The organism is uncultured Brevundimonas sp., assembly GCF_963975535.1.
In the GTDB taxonomy this organism is placed as follows: Bacteria; Pseudomonadota; Alphaproteobacteria; order Caulobacterales; family Caulobacteraceae; genus Brevundimonas.
In genome coordinates this window covers 123,529-149,569 of the sequence record NZ_CAXBHE010000003.1, presented here as the reverse complement: position 1 = coordinate 149,569, position 26,041 = coordinate 123,529, and the positions used below count along the sequence as shown (strand labels likewise).

The following is a 26,041-nucleotide window of genomic DNA, read 5'->3' as shown; positions in this document are numbered from 1 at the left end:
CATGCTGCGCCTCGTCCTCGTTCTCGCCGTCACGGCCCCGCTGCTGTCGGGCTGCATCATCATCGCCACCGACAAGCCGGTCACGCGCGTGGTTCAGACCGCCCCGGCCGAAACCCCCGAATGAGCCGCCTTCTCGTCGCAGCGGCGGCCTGTGTGCCGCTGCTGACCGGCTGCGTCATCTATGCCGACGCGGCCGGCGAGACGGTCGTGGTGCGGATGGACTCCGGCACCGAAATCAGCGCCGACACGGCTCCGGAATCCCTGCGTGCGGTCCGGTTCGCGGACGGTGCCCTGATCGCGCGGGTTGACTCCAACGGCTGCACACGTGCGGCGGACTTCGCGGTTTCGGTGGCCGAGGGCACGCCGGTCGACATCACCCTGACGCGCACCCGTCAGGATCCGTGCAAGGCCATTGTGCACGAGGGGGTCGAGCTGCGCTGGACCTATGGCGAACTGGGCCTGACGCCCGGCCAGGCGGCGCGCGTCGCCAATCCGCTGCGCCTCTAGCGACGGGGTCGCCCTAGCGGCGCTCGAAGGCGGGCAGCATGTCCGCCGGGATCCGGGTCGGCCGCAGCGTCGCGGCGTCGACCAGGCACCATTCCGACACGCCCTGGGCGCACAGCCGGCCTTCGCCGTCCTCGATCCGGACATAACGATTGAAGCGCGGTCCCTGCGGGTCGCCGACCCAGGTGCGGGCGGTGGCCGTCGCGCCGGGCAACAGGCCGCGCAGATAGTCGATCTCGTGCCGCAGGGCGATCCACGACCAGCGCTTCCGGTCCCCCGCGGAAAAGCGGGCGTTCCAGTGGGCCATGCCCGCGTCCTGCAGCCAGCCGACATAGATGACGTTGTTGACGTGGCCGTTCTCGTCGATGTGCTCGGGCCGGATCTCCAGCGGCAGGGAGAAGAGCTCACGGTCGGCGCGCGGCGTGAGCAGCGCGCGGGCCATCAGGCTTCGCCCAGGGGCACGCCCTTCTCGGTCATCAGGGTCAGCAGCTCGCCGGCCTCGAACATCTCGCGCACGATGTCGGAGCCGCCGACGAACTCGCCCTTCACATACAGCTGCGGGATGGTCGGCCAGTCGGTGAAGGCCTTGATACCGTCGCGCAGTCCGGCGTCCTGCAGCACGTCGACGCCGACGAACGGCGCGCCGAGATGGTCGAGGATCTGCACCGCCAGCGAGGAGAAGCCGCAGCGCGGCGCATCCGGCGTGCCCTTCATGAACAGCACCACATCGTGTTCGGCGACGGTCCCCGCGATGAAGGTGTGAATCGGGTCGGATGATGTCGCAGTCGTTTGATCAGTCACGGAATGGCCTTTCACTCAGGCCCGTCAGCTAGGGACGCGGGACCCGAGGGTCAAGGGCAGCGGGCGACGGTCGTGCGATCGTGACCGCGGCAGAGACCCGGTGGACCGGGGTCAGGCGGCGACGGAACCGGCGCAGGCGACCCGGGCCATCTCGATCTGGGCGGCCAGGCCGGGGGGCATGTCGCGTTCGGGCACCAGCGCCAGGGCGTTCAGCCGCTCGGCGTCGTCGGCCTGGATCACGACGCTGCAGATCGACGGGTCCGTCAGGTTATAGGCCAGGCAGATGGCCTCGGCCGACCAGTTGGGCGTGCGGTGCAGGAAGGCGAAGGTGCCGACATCCGCCAGCGGATCGTTCTTCGCGCGTCCACCGCCGCCGAACCCGAACAGGCCCTTCCTGACCGGCCGGTCCAGCGTCGCCGCCTTTTTTTCGGTGTCGAGGGCGGACGGGAAATAGTCATAGGCGAAGATCGCCATGTCGCGTTCGCACGCGGCCCGCAGCCGCGACCGCACCTGCCAGCCCGAATTCAGGTTGAACGGGGTGACCAGTACGTCGAAGGCCCCGGTCGAGACATAGGCGTCCATCACCTCGCCGTCGCCGGACACGCCCAGCAGCCGTACCCGGTTGGTGGCCCGCAGTGCCTTCAGGGCGTTCAGGGAGCTTTGCGGCAGTTCCTCGTCGGCCGGCTCCTCAAGCAGCACCATGTCGATCCAGCCCAGCCGGGACACGTTCAGGGCCCGGTCGATCGAGGCGGTCATGCCTTCGGCGCTGAAGTCGCGGTCGGAGCCGCGCCGACCGTCGCCCCGGCCCAGCGCCAGGCTGACGGTCACCAGCTTGCGATCGATGTGCTGCAGGGAATGGCCGACGATCTCGGCCAGGACAGGATCGGCCGTCTCGAGCCGGTAGCTGTTGATGCCCGCTTCCAGCGCCGCATAGATCTGTTCGCAGGCGGCGACCGGGCCGCGGGCGATATTGTCGGCACCGAGGCTGAGGGTCAGGGCCGAGACCGCGGCTCCGCTGGGGCCAAAGGGACGATACCGCATCAGGCGTCTCCGGCTGCGGGCGCGGCGGTTTCCAGCGCCAGCGCATGCAGTTCGCCGCCCATCTTGCCCTTCAGCGCGGCATAGACCAGCTGGTGCTGGCGCACCCGCGGCAGGCCGGCGAAGGCGGACGAGACGATGCGGGCGCGATAATGGTCCCCGTCACCGGCCAGATCGGTGATCTCGATCTCGGCGTCGGGAAAGGCGTCGGCCAGATGCGCGTGCAGGGTGTCGACGGGCATGGGCATGGTGGGCGCGGCCTCCGGAACATTCGCCCGGTATGATGAAGCGAAAACCTTAATGCCCCGCTACGCCGGGCTCAGGTTGCGCGCCGTTCCAGCAACTGCACCATCCCGTCGCGGTAGGCCGCCTCGGCATAGGGCCGGTAGCCGACCCGCGCCGCCAGCCGGTGCGAGGCGGCATTGTCGTGTGAGATCATGCAGACGGTGCGCGGGGCGTTCAGTTCGTCATCGACCCAGGCCAGGGCGGCGGTCACGGCCTCGGCCGCATAGCCCTGGCCCTGGAAGGCGGGCGCGACACCCCAGCCCAGCTCGGGCGCGTCAAAGGGCGGGTCAATGTCGCGGTGATAGTCGAGCACGCCGACACTGCCGACATAGGCTCCGCCGTCCCTGAGCCGGATCGACCAGTTGCCGTAACCCATCGCCTGCCAGTGCCCCAGGTCGCGCAGCAGCCGGAACCAGACATCCTCGGCCGAGAGGCCCTGGCCCATGATGTACTGGGTAAAGGTCGGGTTGGCCCACAGGGCGCACAGGTCGTCGAAGTCCGAGACGGCGACCGGGCTCAGGATCAGGCGATCGGTGGTCAGGACGGTCACATCAACCCCAGTTGTTTGAAACTGGCCACGCCGTCGCGGCCGACGACCAGATGGTCGTGGACTTCCAGGCCCAGGGCGTGGGCGGCGGTGACGACCTGGCGGGTCATCTCGATATCGGCCCGCGACGGGGTCGGGTCGCCCGAGGGATGGTTGTGCACGAGGATCATGGCCTTGGCTGACAGCTCCAGCGCCCGGCGCACCACCTCGCGGGGATAGACCGGCGCATGATCGACCGTGCCCCGATTCTGGATCTCGTCGAGGATCAGTTGGTTGCGGTTGTCCAGATACAGGGCCCTGAACTGCTCGCGCGGTTCGTGCTGCAGGGCCAGCCGCACATAGGCCAGCAGCGCCGTCCACGACGAGATCACCGGGCGCTTGGCCGGTTCCTCGCGGGCGATGCGGCGCGCCACCTCGTGCAGCGCCGCCAGGTCCAGCGCGGTTTCGCCGCCGATGCCGTTGCGGCGGCCCCGGCCGTCCGCGGCCTGGACCGTCATCAGGTCCGCGACCGGGGCCGCGAGCACCGCCGCCAGGGATCCGAACCGGGCCAGCAGGGCCTTGGCCAGCGGCTTGACGTCGCCGCGCGGCAGGCTGCGGAACAGGAACAGTTCCAGCAGTTCATAGTCGGGCAGGGCGGACAGCCCGGCGTCATGCGCGCGCTGACGCAGGCGTTCCCGATGGCCCAGATGGTGGGGCCTGGGCGCGCGCAAGACCGGGGCCGCAGCGCGCGGTGCAGGTGGGGTGGTTATCGGGAAGGGCAGCACGCTGGACATGGCGACCTCCGGCTCAATCCTGGAGACGATGTCAGAACAAAAAGCGAACGTCCAGCGGGATCAGTCGAATTTTGGCCGGAAGATTCCCGTCGGGCTGGCGCTGAAGATCTCGAGACCGGTCTCGGTGACGCCGATCGTGTGTTCGCACTGGGCCGACAGCGACTTGTCGCGGGTCACGGCGGTCCAGCCGTCCGACAGCACCTTCACCGCCGGCTTGCCCAGGTTCACCATCGGCTCGATGGTGAAGAACATGCCCGGCTTCAGCGTCGCGCCCTCGCCACGGCGGCCATAGTGCAGGACGTTGGGATTGTCGTGGAACAGCCGGCCGATGCCGTGGCCGCAGAAGTCACGCACCACGCTCATCCGGGCGGCCTCGACGTGGCGCTGGATGGCATAGCCGATGTCGCCGAAGGTGTTGCCCGGCCTGACCTGGGCCAGACCCAGCTCGATGCCTTCATAGGTGACGTCGATCAGCTTGCGGGCCCGGGCGTTGATCTCGCCGACCGGATACATGCGGCTGGAATCGCCGTGCCAGCCGTCGACGATGACGGTGTGGTCGATGTTGACGATATCGCCGGCCTTCAGGACCTTGTCGCCGGGAATACCGTGGCAGACCACATGGTTAATCGAGGTGCAGACGGTTTTGGTATAGCCCTTGTAGCCGAGGCAGGCGGGCAGGGCCCCGTGATCGAGGGTGAACTCGCGCATGCGGTCGTCGATCTCGCCGGTGGTCACGCCGGGCTGGACGAAGGGGGTGATCATGTCGAGCGCCTCGGCCACCAGACGCCCGGCCCTGCGCATGCCCTCGAACCCTTCCGCATCATGGATGCGGATGGCGCTGGAGCGCAGATAGGCGTCGGGGTCGAGTTCGGGCGTTTCGTACATCATCGGGTCTCGGGAAGGCGGCGGTGCGGGAGCATACCCGCAGGTCATCACTCAAACGTAAGTCTAGCACGAAACGCCGGTCCTTTTCGAGGCAGGGCCCGGCGTCCGTGTCTCGAAGATGGGACTGGATGACGGGCGCGGCAAGGGCGGCTAGGGATCAGGGATGACCCTTCCAGCCCCCACCGCCGCGGTCCTGATCATCGGCGACGAGATCCTGTCCGGCCGGACCCGTGACACCAATCTGAACACCCTCGCCCGGTTTCTGGCCGCCCTGGGTATCGATCTGCTGGAGGCGCGCACCGTCGGCGACCGGGCCGGGCAGATCATCGAGGCCCTCAATGCCCTGCGGGCCGGGCACGACTATGTGTTCACCACCGGCGGCATCGGCCCGACCCATGACGACATCACCGCCGACTGCGTGGCCCGGGCCTTCGGCGTGGCCCTGCCGGAGCATCCGGACGCCGTGGCGATCCTCGAAAAGCGCTACGGCGCGGGTGAGTTCAATGCCGCCCGACGGCGCATGGCGCGCATCCCCGAGGGCGGCAGCCTGATCGCCAATCCGGTCACGGACGCGCCGGGGTTCCAGATCGGCAATGTCTTCGTGCTGGCCGGGGTGCCGAAGATCATGACCGCCATGCTGGAGGATGTGGCCCCGCGCCTGCGCACCGGAGCCGTGGTCCATGCCCGCACCTTGAAGGTCAGCGGCGTCGGCGAGGGCGATGTCGCCGACATCCTGACCGCCGCGTCCCAGGTGGCGCGGGCCGTCAGCTTCGGCAGCTATCCGTTCGGCCACGGCTCCACCGGCGAGGTCGGCACCAATCTGGTCATCCGCGGACGTGACGAAGCCGCCGTGGAGGCGGCGGCTTCGGGTCTTCTGGCCGATCTGACAGCGGCGGGAATCCCCGCCGCCGCCGTGATCTGATCCAGACCATTTTTGTTTCGGGTCGAATCGACCCGAACCCAAAAAATGATCCGGCATCAAGCTGGAGCGAAATCTGAGCCGGGTTGGACTGCGTCCAACCCAACCGATTTCGCTCTAGCCGCGGGCGACGTAGCCCTTGCCGCCGTTGGACGGGCGGCGGCTGCGCGGACGACGCTTCAGCTCACCCTCGGGCTTGACCTCGGTCGTGCGCGGGTCGTTGTTGCCGGTCGTCCGGGGCCGCTCGCGCGCCATCGGATCGAACGACCGCTCGGGCGTCGGGCGGGCGTCGCGGCCCGGACCCGGCTTGCGCACGCGGTGCGGCTGGCCGCCGCCTTCCAGCTTGACGCCGTCACGACGCGGATTGCGGCCCCGGCCCTCGCCGCGCGGACGCTCCTCGCGATCGGGCATCGTCGCCTTGGTGCCGACGCCGGCGGCCATGATCGACTGGTCGAGCAGGCCCAGCGACTTGTCGTTGCGGCGGTCGGTGGCCGGGATCTTCTGGCGCGTGACCTTTTCGATGTCGCGCAGCAGCTTCATCTCGTCACCGGCGACGAAGCTGATGGCCGAGCCGTCGGCCCCGGCGCGGGCGGTCCGGCCGATGCGGTGGACATAGGCTTCCGGCACGAACGGCAGTTCGAAATTCACGACGTGCGAGACGCCGTCGACGTCGATGCCGCGGGCGGCGATGTCGGTGGCGACCAGCACGCGCAGCTTGCCGGCCTTGAAGGCCGCCAGGGTGCGTTCCCGCTGCGGCTGGCTCTTGTTGCCGTGGATGGCCCCGGCCTGGACGCCGCCGGCTTCCAGATAGGCGGCGACCTTGTCGGCCCCGTGCTTGGTCTTGGTGAACACCAGGCAGCGGGTGAAATTGTCGTCGGCGAACATCTCGGTCAGCAGGGCGCGCTTGCGGCCCTGTTCGACGTGGATGACCGACTGGTTGATGCGCTGCACCGTGGTGGCCTGGGGCGTCACCGACACCTTGACCGGATCCTTGAGCAGTTCACCGGCCAGCTTGCCGATCTCGTTGGGCATGGTGGCCGAGAAGAACAGGTTCTGGCGCTTGGTCGGGATGCGGCTGACGATCTGGCGGATCGGCTTGACGAAGCCGAGGTCCAGCATCTGGTCGGCCTCGTCGAGCACGAAGATCTCGGTCGAGGACAGGTCCAGGGTCTTCTGCTGCATATGGTCGAGCAGGCGGCCGGGCGTGGCGACCAGGACGTCGAGGCCGTTCTGGATGGCGCGCTCCTGCGGGCCGTATTTCACGCCGCCGAAGACGACGGCGACCTTGAAGCCCAGGTGTTTGCCATAGCTCTTGAAGCTCTCGGCGATCTGGCTGGCCAGTTCACGCGTCGGCGACAGGATCAGGCAGCGGGTGGTGCGCGGCAGGGGGGCGACGCGGTTCTCGGCCAGGCGATGCAGGATCGGCAGGGCGAAGGCGGCGGTCTTGCCGGTGCCGGTCTGGGCGATGCCCAGCAGGTCCTTGCCCAGCATGACGTCGGGAATGGCCTGGGCCTGGATCGGCGTGGGGGTGACATAGCCCTCGGTCGCCAGCGCCTGGAGCAGCGCCTTGTTGAGGCCGAAGGATTCGAATGTGGTGGTGGTCAAGTTGGTTTCTTTCGCGTGCGGCGACGCGCAACAGCCATGGCTCAACGCCGAAAAGGCCGCGCACCGCCAGTCCCGAACGAGCCTCTGGATGAGGCCGGCGGGGTGGATCGGGCGCCGCCCCGCGTGTCCGGGCAGCGAATGAATCTTGAGGGCCGGCCGCTGCTACAGTCAGATCTTCGTAAGGGGAGAAGACCCACACGCGCTGGAGCGCACCGGTAATCGCAATTGTGCGACGCAGCGCAAATGGCCCACGACTGCGGCGAAGTCAAGGCGGACAGGCGATGCGCGATTGCATGGCCCGGCCACATCCCCCCGCGACAGGCCGGACGGACCCGGTCTAGAACAGGGCGACACGGGATCACGGAGCGCGGACATGAGCCTGAGCGACGACTGGCGCGGCTGGGTCATCTACCAGATCTATCCCCGCAGTTTCGCCGACAGCAACGGCGACGGCGTCGGTGACCTGCCGGGGGTGATGGCCCACCTGGACCATGTCGCTTCCCTGGGCGTGGACGCGGTCTGGCTGTCGCCCTTCTTCCCGTCGCCGATGGCCGACTTCGGCTATGACGTGTCCGACTACTGCGGCGTCGATCCGGTGTTCGGCACGCTCGAGGATTTCGACGCCCTGATCACCCGGGCCCACGGCCTGGGGCTGAAGGTCATCATCGACCAGGTCTATTGCCACACCTCGGACCGCCACGCCTGGTTCGCCGAGAGCCGCGCCAACCGCACCAATGCCCGGGCCGACTGGTACGTCTGGGCCGATGCGAAGGCCGACGGCACCCCGCCGTCGAACTGGCAATCGGTGTTCGGCGGCCCCGCCTGGACCTGGGACGCGCGGCGCGGCCAGTACTATCTGCATAATTTCCTGGCCCAGCAGCCGCAGCTGAACCTCGACCTGCCCGCCGTTCAGGACGCCCTGCTGGACGTGGCGCGCTTCTGGCTGGACCGGGGCGTCGACGGCTTCCGGCTCGATGCCTTCAATTTCGCGCCGCACGACCCGGCCTTGACCGACAATCCGCCGGCCCCGCCCGGGCCGCGTACCCGGCCGCTGGATTTCCAGCTGAAGCTGCACAACCAGTCCCAGCCCGGCATCATCGCCTTCGCCGAACGGATCCGGGCCCTGACCGACCGCTATGGCGGGCGGTTCACCGTGGCCGAGGTGGGCGGCGACGACGTCAATCTGGAGCGCCACGTCCTGACCGAGGGCCAGGGCCGGATCAACACCTCCTACGGCTTCGAATTCCTCTATGCGCCGCATCTGACTTCCGAACTGGTCGCCACGACCCTCGGCCGCTGGACCGGCGCGCCGGGCGAGGGCTGGCCGGCCTGGGCCTTCTCCAACCACGACGCCCCGCGCGCGGTGTCGCGCTGGGCCCCCGAGGCCGATCGCGCGGCCATCGCGGCGTTCAACCTGATGCTGCTGACCAGCCTGCGCGGCACGGTCTTCCTCTATCAGGGCGAGGAACTGGGCCTGCCGCAGGCGGACGTGCCGTTCGACCGGCTGGTCGATCCCGAGGCCATCGCCAACTGGCCGAAGACCCTCGGCCGCGACGGGGCCCGCACGCCGATGCCGTGGCGCGACCAGGCCCCGTGGGCCGGCTTCTCGACGGTCGAGCCGTGGCTGCCCGTCGACGCCCGCCACCTGCCGCTGTCGGTGGCCAGCCAGGCGGGCGATCCCGACTCGACCCTGGCCCTGACCCGACGGCTGATCGCCCTGCGCCGGTCGCGGCCCGCCCTGCAGACGGGCACGCAGCGCCGGATCGCCGACGCGCCGGACGACCTGATCGTGTTCGAGCGCGGTGCCGGGGAGGACCGGCTGCTGTGCGTCTTCAACCCGACCGGACGCGGCGTGGACTGGACGTGCGGGCCCGGCTGGAGCCGGATTGAGTCCGTCAATGACGACAGCGGGTCGACCCTGGCCCCCTATGCCGCACGAATTCTGTGCCGGGAGGGGTCGACTTCCCCTGCGTGATCACGGGATGTTACAGGTACGGGAATGATGCACTGCAGCATCGCCGCCGGAGACACCGCTGATGTCCGCCTTTGAACCCCGCGCCGGCCTTGAAGTCGCCCCGGAACTGGTCGCACTGATCGAGGAAGAGGTCCTGCCCGGGCTGGATCTGCCGGTCGCGGCCTTCTGGACCGGGGTGGCCGACATCTTCGCCCGCTTCGCCCCCGAGAACCGCCGTCTGCTGGCCGTGCGGGATGATCTGCAGGGCCTGATCGACAGCTGGCACAAAGCCCGGCGCGGCCAGCCCCATGACCCGGCGGCGACCGAGGCCTTCCTGCGCGAGATCGGCTATCTGGTCACCGAGCCGGCCCCGTTCGCCATCGCCACCGCCCGGGTCGATGACGAGATCGCCCGCATGGCCGGACCGCAGCTGGTGGTCCCGGTGTTGAACGCCCGCTTCCTGCTCAATGCCGCCAACGCGCGCTGGGGCAGCCTGTATGACGCCCTGTACGGCACCGACGCCCTGGGCGACCTGCCGGCGGCCGGCCCCTATGACCCGGCGCGCGGGGCGCGGGTGGTGGCGCGGGCCCGGGCCTTCCTCGACGAGGCCGTGCCGCTGGCGATCGGGTCGCATGCGGACGTCACCGGCTGGCGCGTGGCCGACTGTGCCCTGTTCCCGGCCCTGGCCCGGCCCGAGCAATTCACCGGTTTCACCGGCCCGGCCGAGGCCCCCGCGTCGATCCTGCTGTGCCACAACGGCCTGCATATCGAACTGGTCATCGACCGCGACCACCCGATCGGCGCGACCGATCCGGCGGGCCTGGCCGATGTGGTGCTGGAGTCGGCCCTGTCGACCATCGTCGACCTCGAGGACTCGATCGCCGCCGTCGATGCGGACGACAAGGTCGCCGCCTATCGCAACTGGCTGGGTCTGATGACCGGCGAACTGTCGGCCCGGTTCGACAAGGGGGGCCGGGCGCTGACGCGCGAACTGGCCCCGGACCGCGACTATGTCGCGCCCAACGGCACGACCGTGACCCTGCCGGGCCGGGCCCTGCTGTTCGTGCGCAACGTCGGCCATCTGATGACGACGCCGGCCCTGCGGCTGGCCGACGGGTCGGACGCCCCCGAGGGCATCCTCGACGCCATCGTCACCAGCCTGATCGCCCTGCACGACCTGAAGGGGCAGGGGCGGTTCCGCAACAGCCGCGCCGGCTCGGTCTATATCGTCAAACCCAAGATGCACGGCCCGGAGGAGTGCGCCTTCACCGACCGGCTGTTCGACGCCGTCGAGGACCTGCTGGGTCTGTCGCGGCACACGGTCAAGGTCGGGGTCATGGACGAGGAGCGTCGCACCTCGGCCAATCTGGCCGCCTGTATCCATGCGGTGAAGGGCCGGATCGCCTTCATCAACACCGGCTTCCTCGACCGCACCGGCGACGAGATCCACACCGCCATGCAGGCCGGCCCGGTGGTGCGCAAGGCGGCCATGAAGACCAGCGCCTGGATCACCGCCTATGAGGCGCGCAACGTCGCCATCGGCCTGGCCTGCGGCCTGTCCGGCCGGGCCCAGATCGGCAAGGGGATGTGGGCCGCGCCCGACCGCATGGCCGAGATGCTGGAGCAGAAGCTCGGCCATCCGAAGACCGGGGCCAACACCGCCTGGACCCCGTCCCCGACGGCGGCGACCCTGCATGCGCTGCACTATCATGCGGTCGACGTGTTCGCGGTCCAGGCCGGGGTGGCCAAACAGCCGGTGCCCGGCCTCGACGGCCTGCTGACCCCGCCGCTGGCCGACGGGGCCAATTGGTCGGAACAGGCCATCACCGACGAGCTGGACAACAACGCCCAGGGCATCCTCGGCTATGTGGTGCGCTGGATCGACCAGGGGGTCGGCTGTTCCAAGGTGCCGGACATCCACGATGTCGGCCTGATGGAGGATCGCGCCACCCTGCGCATCTCGTCCCAGCACATGGCCAACTGGCTGTTGCACGGGGTCTGCACCGCCGACCAGGTCGAGGCGGCCCTGCGTCGCATGGCGGCCCGGGTCGATGCCCAGAACGCCGGCGATCCCCTGTACCGGCCGATGGCCCCGGACCCGGAGGCCAGTCTCGCCTTCCAGGCCGCCCGCGCCCTGGTGTTCGAGGGGGGGACCCAGCCCAACGGCTATACCGAACCCCTGCTGCACGCCTTCCGCGCCAAAGCCAAAGTCGGGGCCAGGGCGCGCGGCTGAGGCCTTACTGTTCGCTGCCCGAGCGCCACAGGTTGTTGGTCAGGGGTTCGACCAGATAGCCCAGGGCCGTGCGCTTGCGCAGCAGCACCACGACCTCGACCGGGCTGCCGGGACGGATGGAGCGCCCCAGTCGTCCCAGCCGTTCCAGCTGGTCGGCGGGGACCACGATCTCGGCCCGGAAATACCGGCTGCCGTCGGTCTCGTCGGTGAAGCTGTCGCCCGAAATCCGGGTGACCCGTCCGTGCACGATCGGCGGATTGCCCTCGCGCAGGCCGGGGAATTTGACCTCCGTGTCCTGGCCGATCCTCAGATTGTCGACGTCGGTCGGCTTGATCCGGGCGACGATGATCTGGGAGGCGTCGGTCGGGACGATGTCCATCAGGGTCTGGCCGGGCTGGATCACCCCGCCCGGCGTGAAGATGGTCAGGCCCATGACCTGGCCCGAGGCCGGGGCGCGGATCTGGTTGCGGGCGATGCGAGCGCGGAATTCGGTCAGCCGCGGCCGCAGTTCGTTCAGCTGCACCTCGATGGTGCGCAGCTGTTCGGCCACGTCCTCGTTCAGTCCGGTCGAGACCGACAGCATCTGCAGCCGGGTCTCGCCGACCTGCTCGCGCGCCCGGGCCACCTGGGCGCGCAGCGAGCCCAGCTCGCCGTCGAGCGCCGCCTCGGTCCGTTCCAGCGCCCGCACCCGGGTCATCGGCGCATAGCCCTGGGCCGCCAGCGAGCGGATGCCGGCCAGCTCCTCGCCGATCAACCGGCGCTGTTCCAGGTTGGATTCGATCTGCCGCTCCAGACCCTCCATCTGCTGGTTCAACTGTTCGATGCGCTGCTGCAGCACGCCGCTCTCGGTCGAGCGACCGCTGCGGCGGGCGTTGAACTGCTGGCGTTGCAGGCGCAGCGCCTCTTCGGCCAGGATCTTGTCGGCCGGCGGAAGGTCGGCGAACTCAGCCGGGGTGGCGATGGCGCGGGCGCGATCCCGTTCGGCGATCAGCCGGGCGCGCTGGGCCAGCAGGGCCAGCACCTGGCCGGTCAGGCCGCGTTCGTTGGCGATCAGTTCGCCGCTCGAAACCTCGACCAGCACCTGGCCCGCGCGCACGGTATCGCCCTCGGCGACATGCAGGGCACTGACGACCCCGCCCTCGCGGTGCTGCACCGCCTGGCGGTTGCCGGACACCGCCACCTGGCCCTGGGCGTAGGCCCCGGCGTCCAGCGGCACGAAGGCGGCCCAGCCAAGAAACAGCACGAAGAAGGCGACGATGATGACGCCGCCGATCAGCAATTCCCGCCGCGGGGCGTCGGTGATCGGGGGCGGGGGCGCAGGCAGGTCGGTGGCCACCGGCATCGGCAGGACCACCGCGGGTGGGGGAGAGTCGGTCATCGTTTCACCGTCTCGGCCGGGCGGGTGGTGCGCATTTTCTCAAGCACCTCCTCGCGGGGGCCTTCCAGCTGGATGGCGCCGTCGCGCATCAGCAGCAGCCGGTCGACCCGGGCCAGAACGCCGGCGCGATGGGCGACGATGACCACGGCGGCCCCGCGTGCGGCGGCGGCGAGGATGGCCGACATCAGCGCCGACTCCCCCTCCTGGTCGAGGTTGGAATTGGGCTCGTCCAGCACCAGCAGCACCGGGTCGCCGTACAGGGCACGGGCCAGGGCCACGCGCTGGGCCTGGCCGGTCGACAGGCCCAGGCCGAACGGACCCAGCACCGTGTCATAGCCGTGCGGCAGGCGCTGGATCATCTCATGGGCCCCGGCGGCCATGGCGGCCGCCACCGCGGCCTGATCGACCGTCTCCGTCGGCGTGCCGGTGGCGGCGGCGAAGCGCGAGATATTGTCCTTGATCGAGCCGGCGAACAGGCTGGGCACCTGGGGCAGATAGCCGATGTGCCGGGCCAGGTCGTCACCGTCGCGGGCGGCGTATTCGGCTCCGTCCAGCCGCACCGTGCCCGAGGCCGGCTTCAGCGCGCCGGCGATAACCCGGGCCAGGGTGGTCTTGCCCGAACCACTGGCCCCGACCACGCCCAGCGTCTGGCCGGGATCGAGCTTGAAACTGGCCGCACGCAGCTGCGGCGGCTCGCTCTCCACGAGGCGCACCGTCACCCCCTCGACCGACAGGGCACCGGCGGGCGAGGGCAGGGCGGTGCGCGGCCGGTCCCGCGCCGCGGTGCCGGCGAACAGGTCGGTCAGCGCCTTCCAGCTGGTCCGGGCCTGGACCAGGCCGGGCCAGGCCCCGACCAGCAGCTCGACCGGGGCCACGGCCCGGCTCAGCAGCACCGACGCCGCGATGATCGCCCCGGCCGAGATCTGGCCGCGCACCGCGAGGAAGGCCGCCAGGCCCAGCGACAGGGACTGCAGCGTCAGGCGCAGGAATTTGATCGCCCCGCCGTAGCGCCCGCCCGCGAACTGCGCGTCGGCGTGACCGGCGGTGGCCTGTTGGCGCTGCTCGACCTGACGATTGATGCTGGCCTGGCGCATGCCCAGGGCGCGCACGACCTCGGTCTGGCCGGCGATATTCTCCTGGGCGGCATAGGCGGCGTTGCTGGACTGGATGGCCCGGGCCAGACGCGGACGGCTGTCGCGTTCATTCAGCCAGGCCAGGACGAACAGCAGGATGCCCCCGATCAGGGTCAGCAGGCCCAGCGCCGGGTGCAGCAGGAAGCAGGCTCCCAGATAGATCGGTGTCCACGGGGCATCCAGCACCGCCAGCATGCCCGGTCCGCTCAGCGCCCCGCGCACATGGTCGAATTCGCGCAGGGCCTGGGTATTGGGGGCCTTGCTCTGCAGGTCGACGACCCGGGCCAGCACCTTGCCCGCCAGCATCCGGTCCAGCCTCAACCCGGCGCGCAGCAGCAGTCGCGCCCGCAGCCAGTCCAGACCCGCCAGCGTGGCCAGGGCGAAAATCACCACGCCGGTGATGAAGAGCAGGGTCGTCAGCCCACCGGTCGGTACCACCCGGTCATAGATCTGCAGCATGTACAGGGTCGGCGTCAGGTACAGCAGATTGACCAGGGCGCTGAACACGGCCGCCCAGACGAAATGGGTACGACAGGCGACCAGCGCTTCGGCGAGGGGTTCAGTGCCGGGGCGGCTGGGAAGCAGGTTCTTGAACACGCGGCGTTTCTGGCGACTTCTGCGCGACGGGCAGGCGGCCAGTGTACCGTCATGGCGCGCCCCGGAACAGGCGATTCTGTCGCGGGGTCGTCGCGTCGCGCTTGCCCGGTCGCCCGCCGGGGGGCGATAAGGGGGCGGGGCCAACCGGAGACGCCAGATGTCGAGCTTCCTCTCGGTCCCGACCGCCGTGGCGGTCGTGATCCTCGCCGTGACCCCGGCCGCGGCCTGCCAGTCCAGGAACGACGCGATGCCGCAGGGGGACCAGACGACCGACATCCCGGCCCCGATCGGTCTGTGGGACATCCGTCCGGCCGACAGCGCCACGCCGGGCCTGTGCCGGCTGGCCCTCAGGGGCGAGGGCGCGGGCGACGGTCACCGGGTCGTGGTCGAGACCTGCGACCTCAAGGCCGCCCGCCGGACCCATCACTGGCGTGCCACCCCGACCGGGTTCAGTCTGGTCGATGCCGCCGGCGTGACCCTGATCGCCTTTACGCCGGACACGGTGGACGCCTGGACCGGGGTCGGTGCCGATGGGCGGACCTACCGCATGGATCGTACCGCCCTGTTCTGAGGCGGCGGCGCGCAAGCCAAACCTGTCCCAGCCGTAACTTGCCCTCCGGACCCAGCCGCGCGAGGCTGGCGCTTGATTCCCAGGGGGCGCGAAATGCTGACGATCCAGAACCTTACCCATGTGTACGGCAACGGCACCAAGGCGCTGGACGACGTCAGCCTGATCGTTCCCAAGGGGATGTTCGGCCTGCTGGGCCCGAACGGGGCCGGCAAGTCGACCCTGATGCGGTCGATCGCCACCCTGCAGACCCCGACCTCCGGCAGTATCCGCTTCGGCGACCTCGACGTGATCGCCCAGCCCGAACTGCTGCGCCGGGTGCTCGGCTATCTGCCCCAGGATTTCGGCGTCTATCCGCGGGTGTCCTGCTACGACATGCTGAACCATATGGCGGTGCTGAAGGGCATCTCCGGGGTGCGTGAACGCAAGGAGACGGTCGAGTCCCTGCTGAACCAGACCAATCTGTGGTCGGTGCGCAAGAAGGCCCTGGCCGGATTCTCGGGCGGGATGCGCCAGCGGTTCGGGATCGCCCAGGCCCTGATCGGCAATCCCGAACTGATCATCGTCGATGAACCGACCGCCGGTCTGGACCCGGAGGAGCGCAACCGCTTCCTCAACCTGCTGGCCGAGATCGGCGAGAATGTCGTCATCATCCTGTCGACCCACATCGTCGAGGACGTCTCGGACCTGTGCCCGCGCATGGCGGTGCTGGCGGGGGGCAAGATCCAGCTGGAGGGGGCCCCCGTCGAGCTGATGGAGAGCCTGAACGGCCGCGTCTGGCGCAAGGTCATCGACAAGGAGGCGCTGGAGGATCACCGCGCCCGCTATAACGTCATCTCGACCCGGTTGTTCGCCGGCCAGACGGTGATCCACGTCCTGTCCGACAACGCCCCCGGCGACGGGTTCGAACCGGCTCCCGGCGGGCTGGAAGACGTCTATATGGCGTCCGTCAACACCGCGCGTCTCGCAGCCTGAGGCCGGGCGCATGTTTGCAAAGATCGCTGCCTTCGAATTCCGCTACCAGCTGCGCCAGCCGGCCTTCTGGGTCATCGCCTTCGTCTTCGGCCTGCTGGCCTTCGGCGCGGTGGCCAGCGAGAACATCAGCCTCGGCGGCGGGGGCAATGTTCACAAGAACGCGCCCTACGCCCTGGCCCAGGCCCATCTGATCTTCACCATCTTCTTCATGCTGGCCTCGACCGCGATCGTCGCCAATGTCGTGGTGCGCGATACCTCGACCGGGTTCGGGCCGCTGATCCACGCCACCCGTGTGACGAAATTCGACTATCTGTACGGCCGCTTCCTCGGGGCCTTCGCCGCCGTGGCCCTGTGTTTCACCAGTGTCGGCCTGGGCAATCTGATCGGCACCCTGATGCCGTGGGTCGATCCGGAGACCCTCGGGGCCTTCCGGCCCGGTGACTATGTCTATGCCTATCTGGTGCTGGCCCTGCCGGGCCTGCTGCTGACCTCGGCCCTGTTCTTCGCCCTGGCCACGGTCACGCGGTCGATGATGGCCACCTATGTCGGCGTCGTCGCCGTCTTCATCCTGTATCTGATCGCCGAGACGGTGGTCGGCGACAAGCCCGAGCTGGAAGACCTGGCCGCCTGGTTCGAGCCGTTCGGCGGCACGGCCTTCGGCCTGGCCACCAAATACTGGACCGTGGCCGAGAAGAATACGCTGCTGGTGCCGCTGGACGGGGTGCTGCTGGGCAACCGGCTGCTGTGGACCGCGGTGGCCGTCCTGGTGCTGGCCTCGGCCTGGCTGCTGTACCGGCCCGCGACCCGCGGGGCCAAGGCCGGCAAGGCCGACAAGCTGCGCGCCCTGGCCGACAGGCCGGCTGCGACCGCCGCGGCGGCCCCAACCGGCCGCCTGCCGCAGCCCGGCTACGGCTGGGCCAGCGGGCTGGCCCAGCTGCTGTCGCGCACGGCCTTCGAGATGGCGCTGATCTTCCGCAGTCCCGCCTATCTGGTGCTGATCGTGCTGGCCCTGGCCTTCGGCATCATCACCCTGTTCTTCACCGGCGAAATGTTCGGCACTCCGGTGCTGCTGGTGACGCGGGTGGTGATCTCGGCCCTGACCGGGGCCTTCGGCCTGATCGCGATCATCGTCGCCATCTACTATTCCGGCGAACTGGTCTGGCGCGATCGTGAGCGCAAGGTTCACGAGATTATCGACGCCACATCGACCCCGGACTGGACCTTCCTGGTTCCCAAGACCCTGGCCCTGGCCCTGGTCCTGGTCTCGACCCTGCTGGTCGGGGTGCTGGCCGGCGTCCTGGTCCAGACGATCAAGGGCTACACCGACTACGAGTTCGGCAAATACCTGGTCTGGTACGTCCTGCCCGGCGCGACCTATTTCATCCTGCTGTCGGTTCTGGCCATCTTCATCCAGGCCCTGTCGCCCAACAAATTCGTCGGCTGGGCCATCATGGTCCTCTATCTGATCTCGACCCTGGTGCTGGGCAACCTCGGCTTCGACCACATGCTGTACCGCTACGGCCAGACGGCGGCTGTACCGCTGTCGGACATGAACGGTCGCGGTGATTTCGCCACCTTCGCCGCCTGGGGTTACGCCTACTGGTCCGCCTTTGCGCTGATCCTGATGGTCATCACCTACGGCCTGTGGCGGCGAGGCACCGAGACGCGACTGCTGCCGCGTCTGCGACGCCTGCCGCGGCGGCTGGCGGGTCCGGCGGGCCTGATCGGCGGGGCGGCCGTGGTGGCCTTCGTCGGGCTCGGGGCCTTCATCTTCGTCAACACCAATGTCTGGAACGACTACCGCAGCCGTGACGCCCAGGAACTGCGTCTGGTCAATTACGAGAAGACCCTGCTGGGCTTCGAGAACGTCCCGCAGCCGGCGGTGACCGACGTCCGGCTGGTGCTGGACCTGTATCCGCATGCGCCGCGCCTGACGACGCGCGGCACCTATGTGATCACCAACCGGACCACCGCCCCGCTCGGCGAAATCCACCTGCGCTGGAACGACGATCTGGAGATGGTGCGGCTGGACGTCGAGGGGGCCAAGCCCGATCGTGACTGGCCCGATTTCCAGTACCGTATCTACAAATTCGCCACCCCGATGCAGCCCGGCGAAACCCGCACGGTCACCTTCGAGACCCTGTTCGAGCAGCGGGGTTTCAGAAACAGCGGCAACACCACCCGGCTCGTCGACAACGGCACCTTCGTCAGCAACGGCGAATTCGCCCCGACGATCGGCATGGACCGCAACATGCTGCTGCAGGACCGGGCCAAGCGCCGCAAACACGGTCTGCCGGCCGAACTGCGCATGCCGAAGCTGGAAGATGTGGCGGCGCAGGCGAGGAACTATATCGGGGTGGACTGGGTCAATGCCGACATCACGGTGACGACCGACGCCGACCAGATCGCCGTGGCCCCCGGCTACCGGGTGTCCGACACGGTCACCGGTGATCGCCGCACGGCCCGCTTCGTCACCGAGGCCCCGATCCTGATGTTCTTCTCGGTCCAGTCGGCCCGCTATGAGGTGACCCGTCAGGTGCACGACGGCGTGACGTTTGAAATCTACCACGACCCCAGCGCCCACAATGTCGAGCGCATGATGACCGCGCTGGAACAGTCGCTCGACTATTTCCAGCCGGCCTTTGGTCCCTATCAGTTCCGCCAGGCCCGGATCGTCGAATTCCCGGACTATGCCGGCTTCGCCCAGTCCTTCCCCAACACCTTCGCCTGGAGCGAGGGGCTGGGCTTCATCGCCGACCTCTCCGACCCGTCCAAGATCGACTACGTCACCTACATCGGGGCCCACGAATTCGCGCACCAGTGGTGGGCGCACCAGGTAATCGGTTCGGCCCAGCAGGGCTCGACCGTCCTGTCCGAGACCCTGGCCCAGTATTCGGCCCTGATGGTGATGGAGAAGATGTACGGGCCGGACCAGATCCGGAAATTCCTCAAGTACGAGCTGGACCGCTATCTGCGCTCACGGGGCATGGAGCGGCTGGAGGAACTGCCGCTGCAGCGGGTCGAGAACCAGCCGTACATCCACTACCAGAAGGGTGGACTGGTCATGTATCTGCTGCGCGACCAGATCGGCGAGGAGGCCGTCAACCGCGCCCTGCGTCGCCTGATCGCCGACTTCGGCTTCCGCTCCGCCCCCTATCCGCGCTCGCTGGATCTGGTCGCGGCCCTGCGGGCCGAGGCTCCGGCGGACAAACAGGCGCTGATCACCGACCTGTTCGAGAAAATCACCCTGTATGACGTCAAGACCACCTCGGCCTCCGTGGCCGAGCGGGCGGACGGTCGCTGGGATGTGACCCTGGTGGTCGAGGCGCGCAAGCTGTACGCCGACGGCCAGGGCGTGGAGACCGAGGCTCCGCTGAACGAGACCTTCGACTTCGGCCTGTTCAGCGCCGAGCCGGGCAAGCCCGGGTTTGAACCGGCCAATGTGCTGCTGATGCAGCGTCGGCCCCTGCGCAGCGGCACCCAGACCTTCCGCTTCGTCACTGCGACCCGCCCGACCCACGCCGGGGTCGATCCCTACAACAAGTGGATCGACCGCGAGTCCGACGACAATGTGCAGGCGGTCGACTAGCGATTCCTGACCCCCATGCCGGAGGGTGTGGGGGCTCAGGGACGCAGGGGCTGTCCGGCCGCGCGCCGGGCGATGATTTCGGCATGGGCCGCCTCCAGCGCCCGCGCCCGCGCCTCGGCCGAGGCGTGGCCGACCTGGGCATAGCGGACGCGCCAGTTGTCCGCCCCGAAGCGGCGCAGGAAGCCGGGGGCCCGGGCGGTATCGAACCCGGCCCGCGCCATCAGATACAGGCCGACCCGGTCGGCGTCGCGCTCCTGGGTCCAGTGATCGCCGCGGGCCAGGGCGGTTTCCGGCACCGGATCCGGCTCGCCCAGCGGCGCGGGGGGCGGGCGATGCTGCAGCACATTGTGCGCCAGTTCATGACCCAGGATCATCGCCAGATCGTCGTCATCGGCGGCATAGGCGGCCATCGTCGAGCTGATGAACACGCCCTTGCCGTCGGCGCGGGCATTGTATTCGCCGGACGGGTCGACCTGAAAAAAGCTGCTGCAGGCCTGTGTGGGTTGCAGGGTCACGGTCCGGGTCGTGTCGCCGCGCCGCACGTCCAGAACGACCGGCCCCGCGGCCAGCGCCTGATCCAGACGCGCCACATTGGCGGCCAGGCCGTCGTGGGACGGCGGACCGGAGCCGTCGCCCCGCGCCAGGTCCTGGCCGTTGACCCGGACCAGCAGGTCCCCGGCCGCCAGCCCGGCCCGGGCCGCAGGACTGCCGTCGGCCACGGCGAGGACGCCGGGCCGGTCCCCGTCGAGCCCGAACCGGGCCTCGGCCACCGGCCGCAGGGCGTCGCTGTACTGACGGGCCGCGTGCAGGGTCCAGCCGGCGACGTCGCGGCGCGACGCGCACAGGTCCACATTGGCGGTGGTCAGACGATAGCCGACGGCGGCGACGCGCCGGTCCAGCGCCACCAGCGATTCGAGCCGCGCGGCCGGTGCCGCGCTGCCGCCGCCGGCGGCCGCACCGCCGGGTGCGGGCGTGGAGCAGGCAGCCGTCGCCAGGCCGAGGGCCACCGCCATCGCGCCCGCCGCCGCTTCGTTCAGGCCCGTCATGCGCATGGACCGATCCTAGCGGGTGCCGAACAGCCTGTCGCCCGCGTCGCCCAGACCGGGCAGGATATAGCCATGGTCGTTCAGCTTGCGGTCCACCGACGCCGTCCAGATCGGCACATCGGGATGGCAGGCCCGCAGCCGTTCCAGCCCTTCCGGCGAGGCCACCAGACAGACGAAGCGCAGCCGCGTCACCCCGCGTTCCTTCAGCCGGTCGATGGCGGCGACCGCCGTATTGCCGGTGGCCAGCATCGGGTCGATGACGATGCACAGTCGTTCGGCCACGTCCTCGGGTGCGCGGAAATAGTATTCGACCGCATCCAGGGTCTCGGGTTCGCGATACAGGCCGATATGGCCGACACGGGCGCTGGGGACCATCTCCAGCATGCCCTCGACCAGGCCCAGGCCGGCGCGCAGGATCGGCACGAACACCAGCTTCTTGCCCTGTAATTGCTGGCCTGTGGCGACCTCGACCGGGGTCTCGATCTCGACCGGTTCCAGCGGCAGGTCGCGGGTCACCTCATAGCAGAGCAGGGTTGAGATCTCGCGCAGCAGTCGCCGGAACTGGGCGGTCGAGGTGTCCTTCTTCCGCATCAGGGTCAGCTTGTGCTGCACCAGCGGGTGATCGATGGCGGTGACGCCGTCGAGGGTCAGGGGAGTCGTTTTCATCAGAACACCGTGCCGTCGGAAAGGATGGTCAGGGGCGGGCCGCCCCCCGCGCGTCGTTCGGCCGCCACGCGGCGCCCGGTGGCCCAGGTCCCGCCCTCCAGCACGCTGGCCAGCGGCATCTGTTCGGCGGTCACGCCCAGTTCGGCCCGCACCAGTGGCGCGACCTTGTCCAGCAGGGCCACGGTCATGGCGCGCCAGCCGACCACCAGCGGATCGGAAACCGGCCACGGCTTTTCCGCGTCGCTGGGGTTCTTGAGCGTCAGCAGCCCCATGTCCAGGAACAGGCCGCCGTTGCGGTATTCGGCCAGGCCGGTCAGCCCGTCCAGATCGGTGACCGCGACGCCCGCCGTCTGCAGCGGCTCGACCAGGGAATAGCTGAGCCATTGCGACAGCTTGTGGATCGGCACCAGACCGTCGGTGGCGTCGTCGCGCTGCATCGCGGGGTGCCGCCAGGTGTCCCCCAGGTCGACGCCGTCCAGCGTCAGCCGGTCGCGCCAGACCGGGCCCAGGGCCTGCAGCAGGACCTCGAGAATGACCGGCGCGGGCAGGCGGTCGGCCGCGTCGGCGCGATCGACCATGGCGTCGAACAGGCCGCCGGGTCGGGGCTCGTCTTCCAGCGCGAACAGGTCGGGCTCGGCCAGACAGGCCTGTCCCAGCCGCCGCAGCAGGGCCGCACGCCCCTCCAGCCCGACCAGCGGGTTCTTGGCCGTGACCTGGAAGCCGCGGGCCAGGTCGTCCGCCGTCAGCATGGTCAGCGCAACCGCGTCGACCCGCCAGGGGTCATCCTCGGTGATGGAAAAGGCCCCGGCCTCGAACATCCGCAGCGAGGCGATGGCCAGACCCTCGGACCGGGTCAGGGTGCGACCGGTGCGGTCATCCTTGTAGGACCAGCCGGGCCCGGAGCCGGCGTCCAACAATACCGAGACGATGGCCAGGTCGAACTCGGTCCGCGCCCGCGAGGCCGGGTCCAGCCAGTCGCGGGCCTCGGCGGCCGGCCCCCACAGATCGACGCCGTCGACGCTGAAATGGCGCCAGCGGGCGTGGAAGGGGACCTCCAGACCCGGATACTGCGCGCGGATCACGCCGGCGACCGCCGTGGCCACGGCGGGCAGGCGGTCGAGATCGACGCGCCAGTGTTCAAGCCCCCCGGCCACGCCGATAGCCAGCATTTCATGGGCGCGTTCACGGACGGCGGCGGCGGAGAGCAGGCTGCGCGCCTGCGCCGCTTCAGAACTGCTCAAGGTCGCGGCCCACCACACGGGTCAGGTCGTCGGCCGACGGCGGGGCGTCGGGGGTGAAATAGCCGGCGGCCTTCTTGGCCTCCATCTCGACCGAGGCATCGGGCGGCACCAGATGGTCGGGGATCGGCACGCGTTCGCCGATCTCGATGCCCGAACCGGTCAGGGCGTTGTATTTCATGTCCGACATCGACACGAACCGGTCGATGCGGGTGATGCCCAGCCAGTGCAATATGTCGGGCATCAGCTGCTGGAACCGCGCGTCCTGGACCCCGGCCACGCATTCGGTGCGCTCGAAATAGGTGGCGGCCTGGTCGCCGCCCGGCTGGCGCTTGCGGGCGTTGTAGACGAGGAATTTGGTCACCTCCCCCAGGGCCCGGCCCTCCTTGCGGTTATAGACGATCAACCCCGCCCCGCCGGCCTGGGCCTCGCGCACGCACTCCTCGATGCCGTGGGTCAGATAGGGGCGACAGGTGCAGATGTCCGAGCCGAACACGTCCGAGCCGTTGCACTCGTCATGCACCCGGCAGGTCAGGCGGCGATGCGGGTCGGCGATCGCGGCCGGGTCGCCGAAAATATACAGGGTGATGCCCCCGATGGGGGGCAGGAAGACCTTGATGTCGGGGCGGGTGACGAGGTCGGCGTACATGCCGCCGGTCTGTTCAAACAGGGTGCGGCGCAGGGCTGTCTCGCTGACGCCGAACCGTTCGGCGATGCCGGGCAGGTACCAGACCGGATCGATGGCCGCCTTGGTCACGGCCACGTCGCCGGTCTCGAACACGATCCTGCCGTCCACCTTCAGCCGTCCCGCGCCGATGGCCTCGCCGATCTCGCCCAGCTGCAGTCGGGCCCGGGTCACGGCGATGGTCGGGCGGATGTCGACCCCGTCCGCGATTTCGGGCGCGAAGGCTTCGGCGACCAGATGGCCCCACGGGTCGAGCGAGACGATCTGGCCCGCGTCCTGCCACTGCGGGAACGGTCCCATGACATTGGTCGGGGCGGTGTTGGTCAGGTCCGGCCGGTTGTTGGCGGTCATCGCCCCCGATGACACCGCAAGGGCGCGATAGACCGAATAGGCTCCGCCGTGCGCGCCGATGGCATTGCGGTCGCTGCCCGAATTGACGGTGCCGACGACCGGCCCGCGCTCACGCGCCGTTTCGGCACCCCAGCGAAGGGGAAAGCGTGACTCGGTACCTGCGCCGGGGTGGGAGTTGAGCCGGATGTGGCTCGTTCGATTGGACGACATGTTTCCTGCCTCATGCCCGGCTGTTGTTTTTGCTCTGCGCCGGACTCGCCACGAGACTACCCCGGGGGCGGTCTGTCCAGAGGCTTTGACGGCCGATTTCAGTTAATCGGCCGTCGCGGCGGGTCGACAGCGCCCGGTGGTCTGGATTAGGGATTGCAGTCGGTTCTGGCCGGTTCACCGCTACGGTTCCAACCGGCCTGCTTTTCGGGATCCACCCACCATGATGCGCAACGTTTCCATTGCCCTTCTCGCGACTGTCCTTGTGGGTTGCGCGAGCACGCCACGGGAGACGGCCGGCATCACGACGATGACGGCGCTGGCCATCGCCAATGATGGTCCGGTGGAGATCGTCAGCAACCAGATCGGTGTGCTCGATCGCCTGGATGTCATCGTGTTCCAGGTCCCTGACCTCACCTTCGTGGGTGAGAACGCAATTCGGGTCGACGCCCTGGGTTTGATCGAAATGCCCCTCATCGGCTCGGTGCAGGCGGCCGGCAGAACCCCGTCCGAGCTGGGCGCGGACATCCGGACCCGGCTGGCCAGCCGCTACCTGCAGAATCCCCAGGTGACGGTGCGCGTCGCCGAGGCCGGGAGTCAGAAAATCACCGTGGACGGTGCCGTCACCGAGCCCGGCGTCTATGAGACCAAGGGCCAGACGACCCTGTTGCAGGCGGTGGCCATGGCCAAGGGGGCGACGAAGGTCGCTGACCTTGAAAGCGTCGCCGTATTCCGGAACGTTGAGGGTCGACGCATGGTGGCGGTGTTCAATATGACGGCCATCCGCGACGGCTACGCGCTCGATCCTGTGCTCCAGGGCGATGACGTCGTGATCGTGGATACCTCAAGGCTCAGCGTTGCGATGCAAACTGTCATTGCATCACTGCCGGCCCTCGCCTCCTTCGCCTATGTCTTCAGGCCCTGACGACGAGCGGACGGACGTCGGCAGGCGGGCTGTCGTGGTCGAGACCGGTTGCTGTCAGGACGGAGATTCCGGAGCCTCAGCTCCCGGCGTTCAGGGAACGCCGTAGAAGTCGCTATACCAGTCGACGAACCGACCGACCCCGACGTCGATCGGCGTAACGGGCGCGTAAGCCAGGGCGGCCCGGGTCTCGGTGATATCCGCCTCGGTCCGGATCATCTCGCCGTCCTGGGCGGGCATTACGTTCAGCAGGGCCTTGTGCCCCAGTTTGTCTTCCAGAACCTCTATATAGCGCTGCAGCCGTTCCCGGCGGCCGGCTCCGAGATTCAGGATGCGCCAGGGCGCGACGCCACTGGTCGAGGGATCGGGTGCCGCCGCATTCCATGCCGGATCGCGGACGGCGGGGGCGTCGAGGGCCGCGATCACGCCATCGACGATGTCGTCAATATAGGTGAAATCGCGCTCCATCTGCCCGTCGCCATAGACGTTGATCGGCTCGTCTTTCAGGATCGCTCCGGTAAATTTGAACAGGGCCATGTCGGGCCGACCCCACGGTCCGTAGACGGTGAAGAACCGCAGCCCTGTGCAGGGCAGGCCGAACACATAGGCATAGGCGTGGGCCATGGCCTCATTGGCGATCTTGGTCGCCGAATAGACGTTCAGCGGGTGGGCCACACCCTGTTTCACCGAATAGGGCAGGGTACCATTGGCCCCGAAGGCCGAACTGGTCGACGCAAACACCAGATGACCGACTCCGACATCGCGACAGCCCTGAAGCACACTCAGGAAGCCGACAATGTTTGAATCGACATAGGTTTCCGGGTTTTCGACGCTGTAGCGAATCCCGGCCTGGGCCCCGAGATGAACGACCCGGTCGGGTCGGTCACCGGCGAACAGGGTGGTCATGCCCTCGCGATCGGCGAGGTCGAGGTGATGGTGGCGGTAGTTTGGATGGGCGGTCAGTTGCGCCAGCCGGGCCTCTTTCAGCGATACGTCGTAGTAGTCATTCATATTGTCGAGGCCGACGACCCGTTCACCGCGCGCCAGCAGTCTCAGGGCGGTGTGAAAGCCGATGAAGCCGGCCGAGCCGGTGACGAGAACAGGACGGGTCATGCGAAACGGAACGCCTTGAAGCGGAAGCG

Annotated in this window: 24 protein-coding genes; 9 read left to right on the top strand and 15 right to left on the bottom strand. The window is 68.8% G+C overall.

What is annotated here, in order from left to right; translation table 11 throughout:
• Position 1: 1 nt before the first annotated feature.
• Both AACZ75_RS04910 and AACZ75_RS04905 read left to right on the top strand, forming a co-directional pair.
• Complete coding sequence (locus tag AACZ75_RS04910; RefSeq protein WP_339871600.1) at positions 2-124, top strand: hypothetical protein; 123 nt, start codon at positions 2-4, stop codon at positions 122-124.
• Entirely contained in the window at positions 121-507 is a 387-nt protein-coding gene (locus tag AACZ75_RS04905) for a hypothetical protein (protein WP_339871599.1), read from the top strand. Before AACZ75_RS04910 ends, AACZ75_RS04905 begins: the two co-directional genes overlap by 4 nt.
• Before the next feature lie 13 nt (positions 508-520).
• Here AACZ75_RS04905 and AACZ75_RS04900 read toward each other — a convergent pair whose 3' ends face one another.
• From AACZ75_RS04900 to map, 7 genes are all read right to left on the bottom strand, one after another.
• Entirely contained in the window at positions 521-946 is a 426-nt protein-coding gene (locus AACZ75_RS04900; protein WP_339871598.1) for a thioesterase family protein, read from the bottom strand.
• Complete coding sequence (grxD, locus tag AACZ75_RS04895) at positions 946-1,269, bottom strand: Grx4 family monothiol glutaredoxin (protein ID WP_339871878.1); 324 nt, start codon at positions 1,267-1,269, stop codon at positions 946-948. Before grxD ends, AACZ75_RS04900 begins: the two co-directional genes overlap by 1 nt.
• A 147-nt stretch (positions 1,270-1,416) precedes the next feature.
• A complete protein-coding gene (locus tag AACZ75_RS04890) occupies positions 1,417-2,346 on the bottom strand; it encodes an oxidoreductase (protein ID WP_339871597.1) in 930 nt (309 codons plus the stop codon).
• On the bottom strand, positions 2,346-2,591 hold the full coding sequence (locus AACZ75_RS04885; protein ID WP_339871596.1) for a BolA family transcriptional regulator: 246 nt from the start codon (positions 2,589-2,591) through the stop codon (positions 2,346-2,348). Before AACZ75_RS04885 ends, AACZ75_RS04890 begins: the two co-directional genes overlap by 1 nt.
• A gap of 71 nt (positions 2,592-2,662) precedes the next feature.
• Positions 2,663-3,178 carry a GNAT family N-acetyltransferase gene (locus tag AACZ75_RS04880; protein ID WP_339871595.1) on the bottom strand — a complete coding sequence of 172 codons (516 nt, stop codon included), beginning with the start codon at positions 3,176-3,178 and terminating at the stop codon, positions 2,663-2,665.
• Positions 3,175-3,948: a DNA repair protein RadC gene (gene radC / locus AACZ75_RS04875; RefSeq protein WP_339871594.1), complete on the bottom strand. Its 774-nt coding sequence runs from the start codon at positions 3,946-3,948 to the stop codon at positions 3,175-3,177. Before radC ends, AACZ75_RS04880 begins: the two co-directional genes overlap by 4 nt.
• A 60-nt stretch (positions 3,949-4,008) precedes the next feature.
• Positions 4,009-4,833, bottom strand: coding sequence for a type I methionyl aminopeptidase (gene map, locus AACZ75_RS04870; RefSeq protein ID WP_339871877.1), 825 nt, complete (start codon positions 4,831-4,833; stop codon positions 4,009-4,011).
• A gap of 163 nt (positions 4,834-4,996) precedes the next feature.
• Here map and AACZ75_RS04865 point away from each other — a divergent pair, with 163 nt between their 5' ends.
• Positions 4,997-5,755 (top strand): molybdopterin-binding protein, encoded by a 759-nt coding sequence (locus tag AACZ75_RS04865; RefSeq protein ID WP_339871593.1) that lies wholly within the window; start codon positions 4,997-4,999, stop codon positions 5,753-5,755.
• A 114-nt stretch (positions 5,756-5,869) separates the two neighbouring features.
• Here the strand turns inward: AACZ75_RS04865 and AACZ75_RS04860 are convergent, their stop codons facing one another.
• Positions 5,870-7,357 carry a DEAD/DEAH box helicase gene (locus tag AACZ75_RS04860; RefSeq protein ID WP_339871592.1) on the bottom strand — a complete coding sequence of 496 codons (1,488 nt, stop codon included), beginning with the start codon at positions 7,355-7,357 and terminating at the stop codon, positions 5,870-5,872.
• A 373-nt stretch (positions 7,358-7,730) separates the two neighbouring features.
• Here AACZ75_RS04860 and AACZ75_RS04855 point away from each other — a divergent pair, with 373 nt between their 5' ends.
• Together AACZ75_RS04855 and AACZ75_RS04850 are read left to right on the top strand one after the other, a co-directional pair.
• Entirely contained in the window at positions 7,731-9,332 is a 1,602-nt protein-coding gene (locus AACZ75_RS04855) for an alpha-amylase family glycosyl hydrolase (protein WP_339871591.1), read from the top strand.
• Positions 9,333-9,393: 61 nt separating this feature from the next.
• Positions 9,394-11,544: a malate synthase G gene (locus tag AACZ75_RS04850; protein WP_339871590.1), complete on the top strand. Its 2,151-nt coding sequence runs from the start codon at positions 9,394-9,396 to the stop codon at positions 11,542-11,544.
• A 4-nt stretch (positions 11,545-11,548) separates the two neighbouring features.
• On the opposite strand, the gene AACZ75_RS04845 is transcribed toward AACZ75_RS04850, so the two are convergent.
• Positions 11,549-12,922 carry an HlyD family type I secretion periplasmic adaptor subunit gene (locus AACZ75_RS04845; RefSeq protein ID WP_339871589.1) on the bottom strand — a complete coding sequence of 458 codons (1,374 nt, stop codon included), beginning with the start codon at positions 12,920-12,922 and terminating at the stop codon, positions 11,549-11,551.
• Positions 12,919-14,652, bottom strand: a complete 1,734-nt coding sequence (locus AACZ75_RS04840) for a type I secretion system permease/ATPase (RefSeq protein ID WP_339871588.1) — start codon at positions 14,650-14,652, stop codon at positions 12,919-12,921. Before AACZ75_RS04840 ends, AACZ75_RS04845 begins: the two co-directional genes overlap by 4 nt.
• A 157-nt stretch (positions 14,653-14,809) precedes the next feature.
• On the opposite strand from AACZ75_RS04840, the gene AACZ75_RS04835 reads away from it, so the two are divergent.
• The 3 genes from AACZ75_RS04835 to AACZ75_RS04825 all read left to right on the top strand — a co-directional run bounded on the left by AACZ75_RS04835 (position 14,810) and on the right by AACZ75_RS04825 (position 19,784).
• Entirely contained in the window at positions 14,810-15,223 is a 414-nt protein-coding gene (locus AACZ75_RS04835; RefSeq protein WP_339871587.1) for an AprI/Inh family metalloprotease inhibitor, read from the top strand.
• Between the two features lie 93 nt (positions 15,224-15,316).
• Positions 15,317-16,195 (top strand): ABC transporter ATP-binding protein, encoded by an 879-nt coding sequence (locus tag AACZ75_RS04830; protein WP_339871586.1) that lies wholly within the window; start codon positions 15,317-15,319, stop codon positions 16,193-16,195.
• Positions 16,196-16,205: 10 nt separating this feature from the next.
• Positions 16,206-19,784 (top strand): M1 family aminopeptidase, encoded by a 3,579-nt coding sequence (locus AACZ75_RS04825; RefSeq protein WP_339871585.1) that lies wholly within the window; start codon positions 16,206-16,208, stop codon positions 19,782-19,784.
• Positions 19,785-19,819: 35 nt separating this feature from the next.
• On the opposite strand, the gene AACZ75_RS04820 is transcribed toward AACZ75_RS04825, so the two are convergent.
• Genes AACZ75_RS04820 through AACZ75_RS04805 form a run of 4 tightly spaced genes read right to left on the bottom strand, consistent with a single transcriptional unit; the run spans position 19,820 to position 23,980 of the window.
• Positions 19,820-20,836, bottom strand: a complete 1,017-nt coding sequence (locus tag AACZ75_RS04820) for a M48 family metallopeptidase (protein WP_339871584.1) — start codon at positions 20,834-20,836, stop codon at positions 19,820-19,822.
• A gap of 9 nt (positions 20,837-20,845) precedes the next feature.
• Entirely contained in the window at positions 20,846-21,496 is a 651-nt protein-coding gene (gene upp / locus AACZ75_RS04815; RefSeq protein ID WP_339871582.1) for a uracil phosphoribosyltransferase, read from the bottom strand.
• The gene (locus tag AACZ75_RS04810; RefSeq protein WP_339871581.1) at positions 21,496-22,737 is read right to left on the bottom strand and encodes a URC4/urg3 family protein; all 1,242 of its coding nucleotides are present in this window, start codon (positions 22,735-22,737) and stop codon (positions 21,496-21,498) included. The genes upp and AACZ75_RS04810 overlap by 1 nt, the downstream gene beginning before the upstream one ends.
• The gene (locus AACZ75_RS04805; RefSeq protein WP_339871580.1) at positions 22,724-23,980 is read right to left on the bottom strand and encodes a GTP cyclohydrolase II; all 1,257 of its coding nucleotides are present in this window, start codon (positions 23,978-23,980) and stop codon (positions 22,724-22,726) included. Before AACZ75_RS04805 ends, AACZ75_RS04810 begins: the two co-directional genes overlap by 14 nt.
• A 220-nt stretch (positions 23,981-24,200) precedes the next feature.
• Between AACZ75_RS04805 and AACZ75_RS04800 the strand changes: the two genes are divergently transcribed.
• Positions 24,201-24,902 carry a polysaccharide biosynthesis/export family protein gene (locus AACZ75_RS04800; protein ID WP_339871579.1) on the top strand — a complete coding sequence of 234 codons (702 nt, stop codon included), beginning with the start codon at positions 24,201-24,203 and terminating at the stop codon, positions 24,900-24,902.
• Positions 24,903-24,992: 90 nt separating this feature from the next.
• Here the strand turns inward: AACZ75_RS04800 and AACZ75_RS04795 are convergent, their stop codons facing one another.
• Positions 24,993-26,012, bottom strand: a complete 1,020-nt coding sequence (locus tag AACZ75_RS04795; protein ID WP_339871578.1) for an NAD-dependent epimerase/dehydratase family protein — start codon at positions 26,010-26,012, stop codon at positions 24,993-24,995.
• Between the last annotated feature and the right edge of the window lie 29 nt (positions 26,013-26,041).